At 65.6% G+C, this 14,495-nt stretch carries 12 protein-coding genes and 2 pseudogenes; 8 read left to right on the top strand and 6 right to left on the bottom strand.

Features of this window, described 5'->3' with window-relative positions; genetic code table 11:
- Window positions 1-4: 4 nt before the first annotated feature.
- Together G0A00_RS11240 and G0A00_RS11235 are read left to right on the top strand one after the other, a co-directional pair.
- Window positions 5-574 (top strand): peroxidase-related enzyme, encoded by a 570-nt coding sequence (locus tag G0A00_RS11240; RefSeq protein ID WP_066110144.1) that lies wholly within the window; start codon window positions 5-7, stop codon window positions 572-574.
- The gene (locus G0A00_RS11235) at window positions 546-1,532 is read left to right on the top strand and encodes an OmpA family protein (protein WP_164180526.1); all 987 of its coding nucleotides are present in this window, start codon (window positions 546-548) and stop codon (window positions 1,530-1,532) included. Before G0A00_RS11240 ends, G0A00_RS11235 begins: the two co-directional genes overlap by 29 nt.
- Before the next feature lie 27 nt (window positions 1,533-1,559).
- Here the strand turns inward: G0A00_RS11235 and G0A00_RS11230 are convergent, their stop codons facing one another.
- Window positions 1,560-2,465: a LysR family transcriptional regulator gene (locus G0A00_RS11230; RefSeq protein WP_164180528.1), complete on the bottom strand. Its 906-nt coding sequence runs from the start codon at window positions 2,463-2,465 to the stop codon at window positions 1,560-1,562.
- A gap of 102 nt (window positions 2,466-2,567) precedes the next feature.
- Here G0A00_RS11230 and G0A00_RS11225 point away from each other — a divergent pair, with 102 nt between their 5' ends.
- Window positions 2,568-3,254, top strand: a complete 687-nt coding sequence (locus G0A00_RS11225) for a TetR/AcrR family transcriptional regulator (RefSeq protein ID WP_164180530.1) — start codon at window positions 2,568-2,570, stop codon at window positions 3,252-3,254.
- Between the two features lie 85 nt (window positions 3,255-3,339).
- On the opposite strand, the gene G0A00_RS11220 is transcribed toward G0A00_RS11225, so the two are convergent.
- From G0A00_RS11220 to G0A00_RS11210, 3 genes are all read right to left on the bottom strand, one after another.
- Window positions 3,340-4,245: a LysR family transcriptional regulator gene (locus tag G0A00_RS11220; RefSeq protein WP_164180532.1), complete on the bottom strand. Its 906-nt coding sequence runs from the start codon at window positions 4,243-4,245 to the stop codon at window positions 3,340-3,342.
- A gap of 255 nt (window positions 4,246-4,500) precedes the next feature.
- Complete coding sequence (locus G0A00_RS11215; RefSeq protein ID WP_066110153.1) at window positions 4,501-5,226, bottom strand: response regulator transcription factor; 726 nt, start codon at window positions 5,224-5,226, stop codon at window positions 4,501-4,503.
- Window positions 5,223-6,452 (bottom strand): ATP-binding protein, encoded by a 1,230-nt coding sequence (locus tag G0A00_RS11210; protein WP_164180533.1) that lies wholly within the window; start codon window positions 6,450-6,452, stop codon window positions 5,223-5,225. Before G0A00_RS11210 ends, G0A00_RS11215 begins: the two co-directional genes overlap by 4 nt.
- A 211-nt stretch (window positions 6,453-6,663) precedes the next feature.
- On the opposite strand from G0A00_RS11210, the gene G0A00_RS11205 reads away from it, so the two are divergent.
- The 5 genes from G0A00_RS11205 to G0A00_RS11185 are packed head-to-tail and all read left to right on the top strand — an operon-like array spanning window position 6,664 to window position 11,935.
- Window positions 6,664-7,686 carry an ABC transporter substrate-binding protein gene (locus G0A00_RS11205; RefSeq protein ID WP_164180535.1) on the top strand — a complete coding sequence of 341 codons (1,023 nt, stop codon included), beginning with the start codon at window positions 6,664-6,666 and terminating at the stop codon, window positions 7,684-7,686.
- 6 nt (window positions 7,687-7,692) lie between these two features.
- On the top strand, window positions 7,693-9,123 hold the full coding sequence (locus G0A00_RS11200; protein ID WP_164180537.1) for a sugar ABC transporter ATP-binding protein: 1,431 nt from the start codon (window positions 7,693-7,695) through the stop codon (window positions 9,121-9,123).
- Window position 9,124: 1 nt separating this feature from the next.
- On the top strand, window positions 9,125-10,054 hold the full coding sequence (locus tag G0A00_RS11195) for an ABC transporter permease (protein WP_368667692.1): 930 nt from the start codon (window positions 9,125-9,127) through the stop codon (window positions 10,052-10,054).
- Window positions 10,055-10,064: 10 nt separating this feature from the next.
- Window positions 10,065-11,000, top strand: a complete 936-nt coding sequence (locus tag G0A00_RS11190) for an ABC transporter permease (RefSeq protein ID WP_164180539.1) — start codon at window positions 10,065-10,067, stop codon at window positions 10,998-11,000.
- A complete protein-coding gene (locus G0A00_RS11185) occupies window positions 10,997-11,935 on the top strand; it encodes an SMP-30/gluconolactonase/LRE family protein (protein WP_164180541.1) in 939 nt (312 codons plus the stop codon). The genes G0A00_RS11190 and G0A00_RS11185 overlap by 4 nt, the downstream gene beginning before the upstream one ends.
- Before the next feature lie 253 nt (window positions 11,936-12,188).
- On the opposite strand, the pseudogene G0A00_RS11180 reads toward G0A00_RS11185, so the two are convergent.
- Together G0A00_RS11180 and istA are read right to left on the bottom strand one after the other, a co-directional pair.
- Window positions 12,189-13,065 (bottom strand): annotated as a pseudogene (locus tag G0A00_RS11180) (ATP-binding protein).
- A pseudogene (gene istA / locus G0A00_RS11175) lies at window positions 13,049-14,495 on the bottom strand (IS21 family transposase); the annotation flags it as partial. The pseudogenes istA and G0A00_RS11180, both read right to left, overlap by 17 nt.

Genomic DNA, 14,495 nt, shown 5'->3' with positions numbered 1-14,495 from the left:
GCGCATGACCAAGGACAGACCCACCGCCCTCGATCTGCCGATGGTCGACCCGCTTCCAGAGCGCACCCAGAAGTATTTCGACGTCTGCGAGGACAAGCTTGGGATGGTGCCCAACGTCCTGAAAGCCCATGCCTTCGACATCGCCAAGCTCGACGCCTTCACCGGGCTCTACAACGAGTTGATGCTGGCGGACTCGGGCCTGTCCAAGCTGGAACGCGAGATGATCGCCGTGGTGGTCTCGTCGATCAACCGCTGCTTCTACTGCCTGACCGCCCATGGCGCCGCCGTCCGCGACTTGTCGGGGGATCCGCAACTTGGCGAGATGCTGGTGATGAACTGGCGTGTCGCCGACCTGCCGCACCGCCAGCGCGCGATGCTGAGCTTTGCCGAGAAGATGACCAAGGCCAGCGCCGAGATCGCCGAATATGACCGCGAAGCCCTGCGCGACGCGGGGTTCTCTGAGCGCGACATCTGGGACATTGCCAATGTGGCGGGCTTTTTCAACATGACCAACCGGGTGGCCAGCGCCACCGATATGCGGCCGAATGACGACTACCACACGCAGGCGCGCTAAGCGCCTTCTCCCTGCCCTCGCGCTGTCGCTTCTCTGTGCAGCGCCAGTTGCGGCGCTCGACCTTTCGCTGCCCGCAACCGCCCGGCTGGCGGAAGAGCGCATCACCGATCCCGGCAGCTACGCCGTGCCGATCGCGCCGTGGACCGAGATGGAAGGGCTGCCCACCACCACCATTGAGGGCCGCGTGCAGCGACAGGCGTGGCGGCTCGACGCCTCGGGGCTCACGGTCCTGCAGATCATCGACCCGCTGCGCGCGCAGTTCGTCGATGCGGGCTGGGACATCTTGCTCGACTGCGAAGCGCACAGCTGCGGCGGCTTTGACTTCCGCTTCGCCACCGAGGTGATGCGCGCGCCGGCGATGTATGTCGACCTCACCGCCTACCGTTTTCTCTCGGCGCGCGGACCCGGCGGAGAGGTTCTCACCGTTCTTGCCAGCCGCAGCCCTGCGGCGGGTTTCCTGCAGGTGGTCCGCGTCACGCCAATTACGCCCGCGACCGTCGCGCCTGAAGTGCCCGGAGCCTCCGAGGCCGAAAGCAGCGAAGACGCCAACGCAGCGCCCGTGGTTGCCAGCGCCGAGCGCGACCTGATCGACACCCTGCAAGAGAACGGCCATGCCATCCTGCGCGATCTCGCCTTCGCGTCCGGCGCCGATGAACTCGGAGAGGGGCCGATCGACTCGCTCGACCGGCTGGCCAGCTTCCTGCGCGAGGATCCCGCGCGGCGCGTGCTCTTCGTGGGGCACACCGATGCGACGGGTTCGGCTGAGGCCAATGTGGCGATCTCGCGCAAGCGGGCCGACGCCGCGCGCAGCTATCTGCGGCAGCGCCACGATATCCCGGCGGCACAGATGGAGGCCGATGGCGCGGGCTATCTCGCGCCTGTGGCAAGCAATCTTGTCGAGAAAGGCCGGAAAGAGAACCGCCGTGTCGAGGTCGTGCTGCTGCCAGCGGTGGAGTGACCACCGACTGATCTCAGCTTTGACGCCTCAGGGGACCAGATCGCCGATCCGTCCCGAGATCGGAGCGCCCTGCTCGCGCAGCACCGTGTCGAGATAGGCCTCGAACTGCATCGCAAGCTCGCGCGCCGGGCCGCCCACTTCGGTGCGCGAGACGACCACGCGCCGTTCGGTGTCGTAGTCGGGCAGCACGCGGGTCAGGCGCCCTACCCCCAGATCCCGCGCCACCACGAAATCCGGCAGGCAAGCGATGCCCAGACCGGCAAGGCAAGCCTCAAGCACGGTGCGGGTGTCGGAAAGCTCGATCCGCCGCTCGGTGGTCACCGGGGTGTCCGCGCCGCGCCGGTCGGTCAGCGTCCAGATCACGCTCTCCTGCTCGGACGGCAGGTGCAGCAACCGATGCGAGGCCAGATCGCTGGCGCTGTTGGGGCGGCCCTGCGTCGCGAGATAGAGCGAGGAGGCCACCACCACATGGGTGCTCACTGCCAGCGGGCGCCCGTCCATCACGTCGCCTGTCTCGGTCGAGATGGACATATCGCAGCCCTCGGTCCCGGCGGGCTCGAACACCACCGACCCATCGGGATGCGACGCCAGAAAGCGACCGAGCCGCGGCAGGATCATATGCTCGACCAGTTCCGCCGGCGCGGCGATGCGCAGCGCGGCCTCTTGCGGCTCTGCAAGCGCGCGCGCACAGGTGTCGGCCCAGTCGGCCTCGGCCAGCAGTTGCCGGGTCCAGCGGTAGTAGTGATTGCCTTCGGTGGTCGGGCGGACCTGCCGGGTGGTGCGTTCAAAGAGCTTCAGGCCAAGCCGCCGTTCCAGCGCAGCAACATTCTTTGAGACCGCCGCTTTCGACATTCCGAGTGCTTCTGCCGCAGCGGTGAACCCGCCGTGATCCATCACATGTGTGAACGCACGCAACTCGGCAAACTTGTCCATTCCGACTCTCCAAAGACCTTACTGGGTAGTGCCCCGCCGCGGCTTATGTAGTCCATTAGACAGTTTTTCAACATTGTTAATTACACTGTTACTGACAATGTCATGGACTTTCCTCAAATGTGCCGTAATCTCAGCCACATGACCCCAAAACCTTTCCGCCATCGCACCAAAGAGGAAAAGAGTGCCGCCACGCGCGCCCGGCTGATTACCGCCGCCCGGCGCCTATTTGATAAGCATGGCTACCACAATGTCTCGGTTACCGAGATCGCCCGCGCCGCCGGTGTCACGCACGGGATGATTCACGTCTACTTTCATTCCAAGGCCGGGCTGCTCTATGCGCTCATTCAAGACAACAATGCGGCGCAAATCGACAGGCTGTCGGGATCTTTGCAGGCCTTTACGACGTTTGAGGAAAAGCTGCGCCATATCGTGACCGTCTTCGCCGAAGATGATCTGTCCGACCCGCAACTGATGGCCGTGATGCAGGCTTATTTCTGGCAATGGCCCGCAGAGACCGAAGCCGAGAATCGACAGCAGCTGCGGCAGGCGCTTGCGCCGCTTTGGCAGGCGCTGCGCGATGAGCCCCGCTTTGCGCACCGCAGCGACACGGAAATCGACGATGCGGTCGAGGCATTCTACGGTATCTACAGCCACGGTCTGCGCCCGGCGGTCTACACCGGGGCCAGCGCGGCAGACTGCGCTGACCGGATTGTTTCCCGCAGCATGATGCTCTTTGCTGGATTGTCTCAGCCCGCGAGCGGCGTGGGCACCATCGCAGCCGCCATCTAGAAGGCACCCTGCCCCCAGACAAAAAAACACCCCGGTCGCGCCGGGGTGCAGGTTGGCTTGGATCGAACAGCCTGAGGAAAAACGTTTACCAGGCCTGCGGGCCCTTGTCGGCGAAGGCATGGACGAGGAAGTCGATGAAGGCGCGGACCTTCGGTTGGGTGAAACGGCCCGGCGGATAAACCGCATAGATGCCCTGCGTCTCGACCGGCAGATCCGGGATCGCATCTTCGACAAGCCCCTGCTTCATCGCATCGGCGTAAAGATACGACGGCAGATAGGCGATCCCGAGACCCGCGATACAAGCGTTGAGCAGCGACTGCCCATCGTTGACCGAAAGCCAGCCAGCGGTGCGCACCTGACGCTTTTCGCCCGACGGCGCGGTCACCTTCCAGACGTTGCCCGACGACTGGTTGGAATAATGCAGCAGCTTGTGCTCGTTGAGATCGTCGATCCGCATCGGACGCCCGAACTTCTGGAAGTACGACGGCGAGGCGATCATCCGCTTGGTGGTATCGGTGAGCTTGCGGGCGCGCAGCGTGCTGTCTTCCAACTCGCCGATGCGCACAGCCATGTCGAAGCCTTCCGAGATCAATTCGACGTAGCGGTTGTTGAGCACCATGTTGACGGTGATGTCGGGAAATTCGGCAAGGAACTCGCCCAGAACCGGGCTCAGATGGTTCACTCCGAAATCCGTCGCAACCGAGATGCGCAGCAGTCCCGAAGGGGCCGATTGCATGGAAGTGACCAGCGCGTCGGCTTCGCCTGCGTCGTTCAGCACACGGCGGGCGCGGTCGTAATAGGCAAGCCCGATCTCGGTCGGCGAGACGCGGCGCGTCGTGCGGTTGAGCAGGCGCGCACCCAGCCGGGCCTCCAGCGAGGAGACATGTTTCGAGACGGCCGACTTCGAGATCCCCATCTTCTTTGCCGCGTCTGTGAACCCTCCTTGGTCCACGACCATGGCAAAGGCCTCCATTTCGGTCAGTCGATCCATACCCATACCCTCACAATCGCTCGTCTGATATCGGTATCGTCCCGGAATGGGGCAGGACTTGGACGGAGCGGAGACAATATCGGGGTTTCAATGGGCACTGTGCTTGAGCGCGAAACCCGAAGGTAAAATGTGCTGAAGAACTGTTTCCGCCCTTCAAACGACCCTGCCTGCCTCAGACCTCCGTCCGCCTTTGCCGCCGCCCTATGGTCACAATTAGGGCCCTGCCCGCCTTTCAGACCCCGAGCCAGACCGCACCTAGTGCACCGCCCGCGCACGCCCGGCGAGCCAGCGTTCATACTCGCGCTGCGCGCTTTCCAGCGTCTCGACGTTGAGCGTGCGGGTGGTGAAGGCGCGTGACAGCGCCTTGACCCGCTTGTTCAGGGCCGGCCCCATGTCCTCGCCCTCGACCCCAAGCTTGTCATAGAGCGACAGCAGCCGGTTCTGAACGGTGCGCAGCGACATGCCGCGGCGCTCGGCGATCAGCTTGTCCTGCAGCCCAAGCGCAAGATCGAGCAGCACCGCATATTCGCTTTCGTCCAGCGCATTGCGCGGCGAGGCGGTGCGACGCTGCAGCCGGTGCACCTCGCGGTCGACCATGATCTGCCCCTCCATCAGCACCGCGCGCAGCGCCAGTTTCAGACGCTCGCGGGTGGCGGTCTTCAGCACGTAGCCATAGGCGCTGTCCTCGGGCACGATGCGCGAGATGCCCCGAAGATAGGCCTCGTCGGAGTAATTGGACCAGAACAGAATGCGCGTGCCGGGGCGCTCGGCCCAGATCGCGCGGGCAGCTTCGATGCCGTTGCGCCCGTCCATCTGCAGATCCATCACCACCGCCTCGATGCGGCCGTCACGGGCCTCGGCCTCGCCAGCGGCACCATCGGAGGCATGCAGCATCTCGGTCACCTCGGGCAGAGCCTCGGCAAGCGCGTCCTGCAGATAGGAGGCGTGAAACTGGTCGTCCTCGACAAGCAAGACTTTCATTCTTCGTTCTCCGGAAGGGTGACGGTCACGCGGGTGCCGCGATCGGCCACAATTTCAAGATCGGCGCCAATCAGCTGGGCGCGGGTACGTAAATGAGAGAGCCCGGACCGGCGGCCGACCTCGGGGCCGATGCCCCTGCCGTCGTCGCTGATCGTGACGCGCAGGCGCCGGGCGGGTTCGGAACTCACCGAGACGAGGATGCGGCGCGCGCCCGAATGACGCGCGGCGTTGTTGATCGCCTCTTGTGTGATGCGAAAGAGCGCGGTGCGCGCAGTCGAGCCAAGCCGGTCCGGCGCGCCATCGGTCTCATCCTCGACGTCCACTTCCACCGGCTCGGCACCCACCGCGCGCTCCAGATGGACGCGCACCGCATGGGCGTAACCAAAAAGATCGAGCAGCGTCGGCACGGCGGTGTCGATGAGCGCGCGCAGATCGTCGATCGTGTCGGTGACGCGCTCGGCAAGCAGATCGCGGTCCAGCGGCGCATCCCCGGTCAGATCCCGCAGGATCCGCGTCAGGTCGGCGAGCGTCTGGTCATGCAGATCCATGCCGATGCGCTGGCGCTCCTGCTCGAGGGTTTGGGTCAGTTCCAGAGCCCCCTGCCGCAGCCCCTCGGCCTCGTCCCGCGCGGCAGCACGGAAATGCGCCGCCTGCTGCGCCTTGCGCGCCGCATGCAGCGCGTGGAACCACGGGGCGAGCAGATTGCCGAGGTGCTGAAGCCGCGCGGCGTCACCCTTGTCGTAAAAGCCTTCGGTCTCATGCGAGATGTTGAGCGTGCCGGTCACCTTCCCCATGACCCGCAGCGGCACATTGATCCGCGCGCGCAGGCGATGGTTGAGGATCGGCTCGCAACAGGCGCCGGGGAACGTATAGCGCGGGTCCTCCATGGCATTGGCACTGATCATCAGCTCGCAACGGCCCTGCAGCAGATCGCGTACCGGCGAGTAATGCACCCTCGTGCGGCGGTGCGACCAGCGGGTCTCGATCCCCGCCTCATAGCTGACCACCCAGCCGGGGCTGTCGTGCAGGCAGATGTCGGCATGGGTGAAGGGGATCACCTCGGCGATAAGCGGCGCGATCGCCGCAAGCGCGGCGCTTATCTCGACCTCTTCGGACAGCCGCGCGCTGATCGCGTCGAACACGGTCTGTCTGCCAAGCCCAGCGGCGGCCTGCGCTACGGGCGCAGACCTGCCTTGCGCGGCACGGGCCGCTTGCGGTGAATTCATGATGCCTCCCCACGCGCCTCCTCTTGCGCGTCTCCGCAAGATGGCGCGTTACGCTGCAGAAGAAAACACCTTTTCCCGCAGAGATCTTGCGGCTTTCCGCAAGCGATCTGCGGGCCGCACACTTTACGGGCAGCTGCCGCAGGGGCAGCATGGGCGTGCCCGTGGAGGACGGGCGACCAGTGAGCGCCCGCAAAGGGCGATGGGAGGGAGAATGACCAAGTTCCAATTCGGAACCCGGATGCTGCTCGGCGCGGCGGGGCTTGCCATGGTGGCAGGCGGCGCAATGGCCGACACGTCCGGCAAGCGCATCGCGCTGTCGAACAATTACGCGGGCAACTCGTGGCGTCAGGCGATGCTGCAGACCTTTCAGGAGGTCGGCTCCAAGGCTGTCGAGGAAGGAGTTGTCGCTGCGGCGGACGCCTATACCACCTCTGAGAACCAAGCGACCGAACAGGCCGCGCAGATCCAGAACATGATCCTGCAGGGCTATGACGCGATCATCCTCAACGCCGCCTCGCCGACCGCGCTGAACGGAGCCGTGGAAGAGGCCTGCAACGCGGGTGTCACCGTGGTCAGCTTTGACGGCATCGTCACCGCGCCCTGCGCGTGGCGGATCGCGGTGGACTTCAAGGCGATGGGCAAGGAGCAGGTCGAGTATCTCGCGCAGCGTCTGCCCGAAGGCGGCAACCTGCTGGAGATCCGCGGCCTTGCCGGGGTTTTCGTGGATGACGAGATCCATGCGGGCATCGAGGAAGGCGTCAGCGAGAACAGCCAGTTCGAGATCGTCGGTTCGGTGCATGGCGACTGGGCACAGGACGTGGCGCAAAAGGCCGTGGCGGGCGTGCTGCCCTCGCTGCCCGATGTCGTGGGCGTGGTGACGCAGGGCGGCGACGGGTACGGCGCGGCGCAGGCGTTCAAGGCCGCGGGCCGCGACACGCCGCTGATCGTACTTGGCAACCGTCAGGACGAGATGCAGTGGTGGGCCGAGCAACGCGATGCCAACGGCTATGAGACCATGTCGCTGTCGATCGCGCCGGGCGTGGCTTCGCTGGCCTTCTGGGTGGCGCAGCAGGTGCTGGACGGTGCCGAGGTGCCCAAGGATCTGACCGTGCCCTTCCTGAAGGTGACGCAGGACACGCTCGACGAAGCGCTCGAGACCACGCCCGAAGGTTCGGTGGCCAACACGGTCTACACGCTCGACGACGCCAAGTCCGTCATCGCAGGGGCCATGTAACCCCCGATGAGTACCGCAGCCCAAGCGGCTGCGCCGATCGTCGCCCTGACCGATGCCGCCAAGCATTTCGGTCCGGTCAGGGCGCTCGACGGCGTGAGCCTGTCCATCTCTCCGGGAGACTGCCTTGGCCTTGTCGGCCACAATGGCGCCGGGAAATCCACGCTCGTCAACGTGGTCAATGGCGGGCTCGCGCCCTCCTCGGGCACCGTCACCTTTCCCGCCTCGGGAGCGGCAAACGCGCTGACCGCCGGGGTGCGTTCGGTGTTTCAGGAACTTTCGCTCTGCCCGAACCTGACGGTGGCAGAGAACCTCCGCATTTCGCATTCCGCGCTTCGCGGGCTGAACTGGCGCCCCCCTGCGCGCGCCGAGATCCGCGCCGCGCTGGATAAGGTTTTTCCCGGCCATGGCATCGACGCCGACGCGCCGGTCGACACGCTGACCATCGCCGAGCGGCAGATGGTCGAGATCGCCATCGGCTTTGCCCCGCGCGGCACCGAAGCGCGGCTGGTCATCCTCGACGAGCCCACCTCGTCGCTCGACGCGGGCATCGCCGAGCAGTTGCTCACCCACATCAAGACCTTCTGCGCGCAAGGCGGCGCGGTGATCTTCATCTCTCACATGCTGGGCGAGATTTTCGAGGTTGCGACCCGCATCCTCGTGATGAAGGACGGCAAGGTCGTCGCCGAGAAGCCCGCCGGAGGCTTCACCCGTCAGGGGCTGGTGGACGCCATGGGCCATGTGGCCGCCGAGGGCACGGCGGCGCAGGCGGCGCGGGTGCAGGGCGCGGAAGTCGTGCACACGCCCGAAGGGCTCTGCGCGCGCGAAGGAGAGATCGTCGGCCTCTCGGGGCTCGCGGGCCATGGGCAGGCCGAGGCGCTGGCCCGGCTCTACCTTGGGGCCACCTCCTCGTGGCGCAGCCCGCGCGAGGCGGGGATGGTCTTTGTCGCCGGGGATCGGGGCCGGGATGGCGTGCTGCCGCTCTGGTCGATCCTGCGCAACGCGTCGATCTCGATCCTGCCGCAGATCGCCAAACGCGGCATGGTCGACCGCCCCCGCGAGGCCGAGATCATCGCCGAGTGGAAAAAACGCATCGGCATCCGCACCGATGACGTGACCAACCCCATTCTGTCGCTCTCGGGCGGCAACCAGCAAAAGGTGCTCTTTGCCCGCGCGCTGGCGTCCTCCGCCCCGGTGGTGGTGATGGACGATCCCATGCGCGGCGTCGACGTGGGCACCAAACAGGACGTCTACGCCATGATCCGCGCCGAGGCCGCCAAGGGCCGCACCTTCCTTTGGTATTCGACCGAAACCGAGGAGGTCTGCCAATGCGACCGCGTCTTCGTGTTCCGCAACGGCGAGATCTCTGCCGAATTGACCGGCGACGAGATCACCGAGGAACGTATCCTCGAAGCCTCTTTCGAGATGGAAGGGGCGTGACGTGAAGCTTTTTGCGAAATACCGGATCCTGCTGCCTGTGGTCTCGCTGGCGGTGCTGCTGGCGGCGACCTTCTACATGCAGCCGCGGGCGATGAGCTATTTCGGGCTCAACCTGCTCTTCAACCTCGCGGTGCCCATCGCGCTGGCGACCATCGCGCAGATGATGATCATCATGGTCAATGACATCGACCTGTCGCTTGGTGCCTTCGTGTCGCTGGTGGCCTGCGTGACCGCGACCTTCCTCAATGACAGCCCCATGCTGGGTGTTCTGATCCTGCTGGCGCTGGTGCTGAGCTACGCCGCGCTTGGCGCGGTGATCCACGCGCTCGACCTGCCCGCCATCGTGGTGACTTTGGGCATGTCCTTCGTCTGGGGCGGGCTGGCTCTGTTCATCCTCCCCTCGCCCGGTGGCGCGAGCCCCGGCTGGCTGCGCACGCTGATGACCGTCAAGCCGCCCTATGTGCCCATGGCGGTCTGCGCCTCGGTGCTCATCGCGGCGGTGACGCATGTGCTGATCATCCGCTCGGGCATCGGCACGGTGCTGCGCGGGGTCGGCGGCAACGCCCGCTCGGTGCAGCGCGCGGGCTGGCCGGTGGTGCGGCTGAAGGCGCTGGCTTACGGGCTGGCGGGGCTCTTCGGGGTGTTTGCCGGGATGGCCTTGGTCGGGCTGACCACCTCGGCCGACGCCAATATCGCGCTGCGCTACACGCTGCTGAGCATCGCGGGGGTGATCCTCGGCGGCGGCGAGTTCACCGGCGGCAAGGTCAGCCCGGTGGGCGCGGTCATCGGCGCGCTCACCCTGACCCTCGCCGCGTCTTTCCTGAGCTTCTTGCGGCTCTCGCCCGATTGGCAGATCGGCGCGCAGGGGGCGATCCTGATCCTTGTCCTGACGGCGCGGCTGCTCTTCACCCGCCGCGACGCGCAGGCTTGAGGAGGCGCGCATGAAACTCATCTCGAAACCCTGGATCTGGTCCTGGGTCGCCGCCGCCGCCGCCTTCGCGCTGACCGTCGTGCTGACCGAGGGGCGCGGCGCCGGAGAACTGGCCTATGCCGCGCTCAGCTTCGGGGCCTTCGCCGCCATCGTCGGCCTCGGGCAGATGCTGGTGATCACGCTGGGGCCGGGCAATGTGGACCTGTCGATCCCGGCCACGATGACGCTCTCGGGCACGCTGGCGCTAAAGGCCATGGGCTCGGATCCGGGCACGGCGTGGATGGGGCTTGGCGTGGCGATCCTCGTGGGCTTCGGCACAGGTCTGGCCAATTTCGCGCTGATCTACCTGCTGCGGCTGCCGCCCATTATTGCCACGCTGGCCGCCTCGCTGGTCTATCAGTCGCTGGCGATCTGGTCGAACCGCGGGTTGCGGATCAAGCCGCCCGCCGGGCTCGCCGACTTCGCCACCGGGCGCACCATGGGCATTCCCAATGTGGCTCTGGTCGGGCTCGGCCTGTCGCTGCTGATTTGGGTGCTGCTTGAACGCTCGGTCTGGGGCCGCTGGCTGCTGGCCTCGGGACAGAACCTGCGCGCCGCGCGGCTCGCCGGGGTGCCGGTGGAGGCGGTGCGCGCCGCGACCTATGTGGCCGTCACCGTCTTTGCCGCCATCGCGGGCTACCTGCTGGCCAGCTTCTCGGGCGGCGCGGCGCTCAACATGGGGGCGGAATACCTGCTAATGTCGATCGCCGTGGTGGTCATCGGCGGAACCTCCATCGCCGGGGGCTTTTCCAATGTGCCGGGCGTCTGGGGCGCCTCGCTCTTCATGTTCCTCGTCGTCTCCATGCTCAACTCTTACGGCGCCGGCGCCGGGGTGCGCATGGTGCTGACCGGTCTCATCATCATCGGCATCGTGATTGCCGCCAGCACGAGGAGGGTCCAGCGATGATCCGCACGCCCGAACATCTGGAAATCCTTGACGCGCGCTTTCGCCGCCTCGTCCATCCGATGGGCAAGCTCGAACGGCTCTGCACCGGTTTCACATGGACCGAGGGGCCGGTCTGGTTCGGCGACCGGAACGCGTTGATCTTCTCCGAGATCCCCTCGCAGACGCTGTACCAATGGACCGAAGGGCCCAGCGGCGGGCTCAGCACCTTCCGCGCGCAGAGCCAGTTCAACAATGGCAACACCCGCGATCCTTTGGGCCGGCTCGTGGGCTGCCGCCATGGCACGCGCGACGTGGTGCGCACCGAGCACGACGGATCGCTGACCGTGCTGGCCTCCGAGCACGCGGGCAAACGGCTCAACTCCCCCAATGACGTGGTGGTCAGTTCTGATGGCGCCGTGTGGTTCACCGACCCGACCTACGGCATCATTTCGAATTTCGAGGGCAACCGCGCAGAGCCCGAGCAAACCGCCCGCCATGTCTTCCGCATCCCGCCCGAGGGCGGCGCGCCGGTGCCGGTGATCTCGGACTTCGCGCAGCCCAATGGCCTGTGCTTCTCGCCGGACGAGAGCCTCCTTTACGTGGCCGAAAGCGGCTCGAGCCATGACGACAGCGTGCCCTCGGTGATCCGCAAATACGCGGTGGAGGGCGCTGCGCTCACGCCGCTCGGCGATTTCGCCACGCTCGACTGCGGCCTGCCCGACGGGATGCGCTGCGACATCGAGGGCAACCTCTGGTCCTCGGCGGGGGACGGCGTGCATTGCTTCGCGCCGGACGGCACGCTGCTGGGCAAGATCCTCGTGCCCGAGGTGGTCGCCAATCTCTGCTTCGGCGGGCCCGACGGCCAGCGCATGTACATCACCGCGACAAGCTCGGTCTACCGCGTCTTCGTCGACGTGAAAGGCGCCGAGCCCTGGACCCGCAGCACCCGCGCCTGACCCGACTTTCATTGTTCCTCAAATACGCCCGCCGGAGGCGATCCCCCGCCTCCGGTTCCCCCGCCGCCTTCAAAAACCCGTGTCAGGAAAACCCGGAACAGCGGGCGGGTGAATCGCGCCGGATTTGCCGGAGGCTGTCAATCGGCAGCGAACTTTGACCCCCTATCGGCGTCCAATAATGACCCCCTCGTTTGGCACAGCTTGCCCGGGGCGGCGTAGCCCCCAAGTCGCGCAGCCGGCTCGGGCAAGCTGATCAGGCGCGTGTCTTAAAGCGCCAGCTCTCGATGCCGGTTTCGATGATGCGAGCAAGCCGCAGGCGCGGTGGGTGAGGCGATCCAGAAGCGCGGTCGTCATCTTTGCATCGCTGAAGGTGAGCCTTGTCGCGCCATTGGTCCGAGTGACATTGGCGAACGGGCCATTCACCGAAGTCCAGATTGGTGGTGACGATGATCGAGGTGCGTTCGTAGAGGCGACTGATCAGGTGGAACAGCGGTTGCCCGCCTGTCTGGGCGAATGGCAGGTAGCCAAGCTCGTCGAGGAGTGAGCCATCGCGTCGCCATGCGTTCGAGACCGATGGCGAACAAGTCCATCCGGCAGAGGAGATCGGCGATGCGTCCTTGCCTGTCGTCGCGTGCCTCGGCATCGAGCTTGTTCACCAGGTCGACGACGTTGAAGAAGCGGCCCCTCTTGCCGCTGCGGATGCAGGCCCGGGCAATCCCGACAGCCAGATGCGACTTGCGGGTCCCGGTGCCAGCCCTCTCGGGACATTGCTCCGCAATGCCCGGCCGGGCAGTGGATGAGCACGACGTTGCGCTGCTGCTCGAGGAACTCCGCGCTGACGAGGTCGCGCACCAGCGTCTCATTGACCGGGCCGTCCATCGGGCTCGAACCGATGGCGCCTCGATGAACGGCCCTCGAAGTCGAACTCGTTGACTTCCTTGGCAAGTGGCAGCTTCGCGATGGTCATCTGGTATTTGATCGAGCGTGCGTTCGCCATTGTGCTTGAACCAATGGCGCACACATGGCTCACTCTCGTTGATCTCGGCATGCAGAAGGTCGCCCACGATCTGCTGAGGTTCGTGTTGGCGCTTCACCCCGGTCGCGATGATCTCGTCATATGCCGCCCTCATTCCGTAGAGCTTGAGCTGGCTCGTCGGGCCGCAGGCACGCCTCTGGCGTGACGCGTCCAAAACCTTGATCTTTCCATGATCTCGTCTCCTGAGGCTGTCGTAGCGGGTGCAATCGGCAACCGGCTGGCAGCGTAGGCGTCGTGCCAGAGGCGCGCCTGCGGCGTGACGCGTCCGGCGTGGTGATTGTCAGGGGTGGCGCGGGTTCCCGACGGCGCGCCAGAATGTTGAGAACAACGGCGGAGGAATGCACGCCTTCCTCGAGCGCTTCAGCGCACGCTGCTTCGACAGCATCCAGCCCATCCGTCAGAACCGCGCTGAGAACATCCACCATCTGCCGATCGCCATTGGGTGCTCTCCCCAGCTTGCGTTGGACCCGCCGCATAGCAGGTGGCAGCTCCCACTCCTTGAAGGGGGCACCATTCCGCAGGGCACCGGGCTTCCGTGCGAGCACGGGGATGTAGTGCAGCGGGTCGTAGACATCTTTGCCGCGTCCGAAGACGCGCGCATGCTCACCCACGAGCTTTCCATCCTGCCAGAGCTCGACGCGTTCAGCATAGGCGCGGATCTCGACGGGACGGCCGACGGCATGAGCCTCGACCGAGTAGCGGTTGTTGTCGAACCAGACGAGGCAGGTCTTCGAGACCGAGGCCGGCACCGCATGGTATCCGTCGAAGGGGCCAGCATAGGGCACAAGGCTTGGGCGCTCAGCCTCGAAGACGTCCCAGGTCGATCGCTCGCGCAGCTCGGGGTGCGGGTGGGACTTGGCCCAGGCCAAGCAGCGATCTCGCAGCCAAGCATTCAGTTCGGCAAGGCTTTTGAAGCGCGGTCGCGGCACGAAGAAGCGCCGACGCACCACACCGACCTGGTTCTCGACCTGGCCTTTCTCCCATCCCGATGCAGGCGTGCAGGCCACCGGATCGACAAGATAGTGCCCGCACATCTGCTGGAAGCGGCGATTGTAGGCACGCTCCCGGCCAACGAAGATCGTCTCCACCGCTGTCTTCATATTGTCATAGATGCCCCGCGCACAGGCGCCACCGAAGAACGCAAATGCCCGGTCGTGTGCGTCGAAGACCATCTCTTGCGTCTCGCGTGGATAGGCCCTGACGAAGAGCATTCGACTATGGCACAGCCGGACATGAGCGACCTTCACCGTCATGGTCACACCATCGATCAGGACGATCTGTTCGTCGGGGAAACGCGCCACCGGCGCCTTTCCTGATCCTCCTCACCTCCAGTCGAACTGGTAGGCTTCTCCAGGCGCGAAGGTCAGCGGCACATAGGCCGAGGCTGATGCCTCGCGTTCCGACTTCGCCCACGCCGCAGCATAGCGCCGCACCGCATCGTATCCGCCTGCGTAGCCGAGGACCTGCAACTGATAGTGCCCCCGCGCGTGGTGTAGGAGCGTCGACCTTCGGAGAGGTCCGGGT

This window comes from Salipiger sp. PrR002 (assembly GCF_010500775.1).
Lineage (GTDB): Bacteria > Pseudomonadota > Alphaproteobacteria > Rhodobacterales > Rhodobacteraceae > Salipiger.
The sequence above is the reverse complement of the archived record's forward strand: the minus strand, read 5'-3'. Positions and strand labels throughout refer to the sequence as shown.

Excerpts from the sequence above, each read along its gene's own strand:
- G0A00_RS11210 (WP_164180533.1), bottom strand. The coding sequence starts at position 6,452 with ATGAATTCACCGCAAGCGGCCCGTGCCGCGCAAGGCAGGTCTGCGCCC.
- G0A00_RS11225 (WP_164180530.1), top strand. The coding sequence starts at position 2,568 with ATGGACTTTCCTCAAATGTGCCGTAATCTCAGCCACATGACCCCAAAA.
- G0A00_RS11185 (WP_164180541.1), top strand. The coding sequence starts at position 10,997 with ATGATCCGCACGCCCGAACATCTGGAAATCCTTGACGCGCGCTTTCGC.
- G0A00_RS11200 (WP_164180537.1), top strand. The coding sequence starts at position 7,693 with ATGAGTACCGCAGCCCAAGCGGCTGCGCCGATCGTCGCCCTGACCGAT.
- G0A00_RS11220 (WP_164180532.1), bottom strand. The coding sequence starts at position 4,245 with ATGGATCGACTGACCGAAATGGAGGCCTTTGCCATGGTCGTGGACCAA.
- G0A00_RS11235 (WP_164180526.1), top strand. The coding sequence starts at position 546 with ATGACGACTACCACACGCAGGCGCGCTAAGCGCCTTCTCCCTGCCCTC.
- G0A00_RS11215 (WP_066110153.1), bottom strand. The coding sequence starts at position 5,226 with ATGAAAGTCTTGCTTGTCGAGGACGACCAGTTTCACGCCTCCTATCTG.
- G0A00_RS11230 (WP_164180528.1), bottom strand. The coding sequence starts at position 2,465 with ATGGACAAGTTTGCCGAGTTGCGTGCGTTCACACATGTGATGGATCAC.
- G0A00_RS11190 (WP_164180539.1), top strand. The coding sequence starts at position 10,065 with ATGAAACTCATCTCGAAACCCTGGATCTGGTCCTGGGTCGCCGCCGCC.
- G0A00_RS11240 (WP_066110144.1), top strand. The coding sequence starts at position 5 with ATGACCAAGGACAGACCCACCGCCCTCGATCTGCCGATGGTCGACCCG.
- G0A00_RS11205 (WP_164180535.1), top strand. The coding sequence starts at position 6,664 with ATGACCAAGTTCCAATTCGGAACCCGGATGCTGCTCGGCGCGGCGGGG.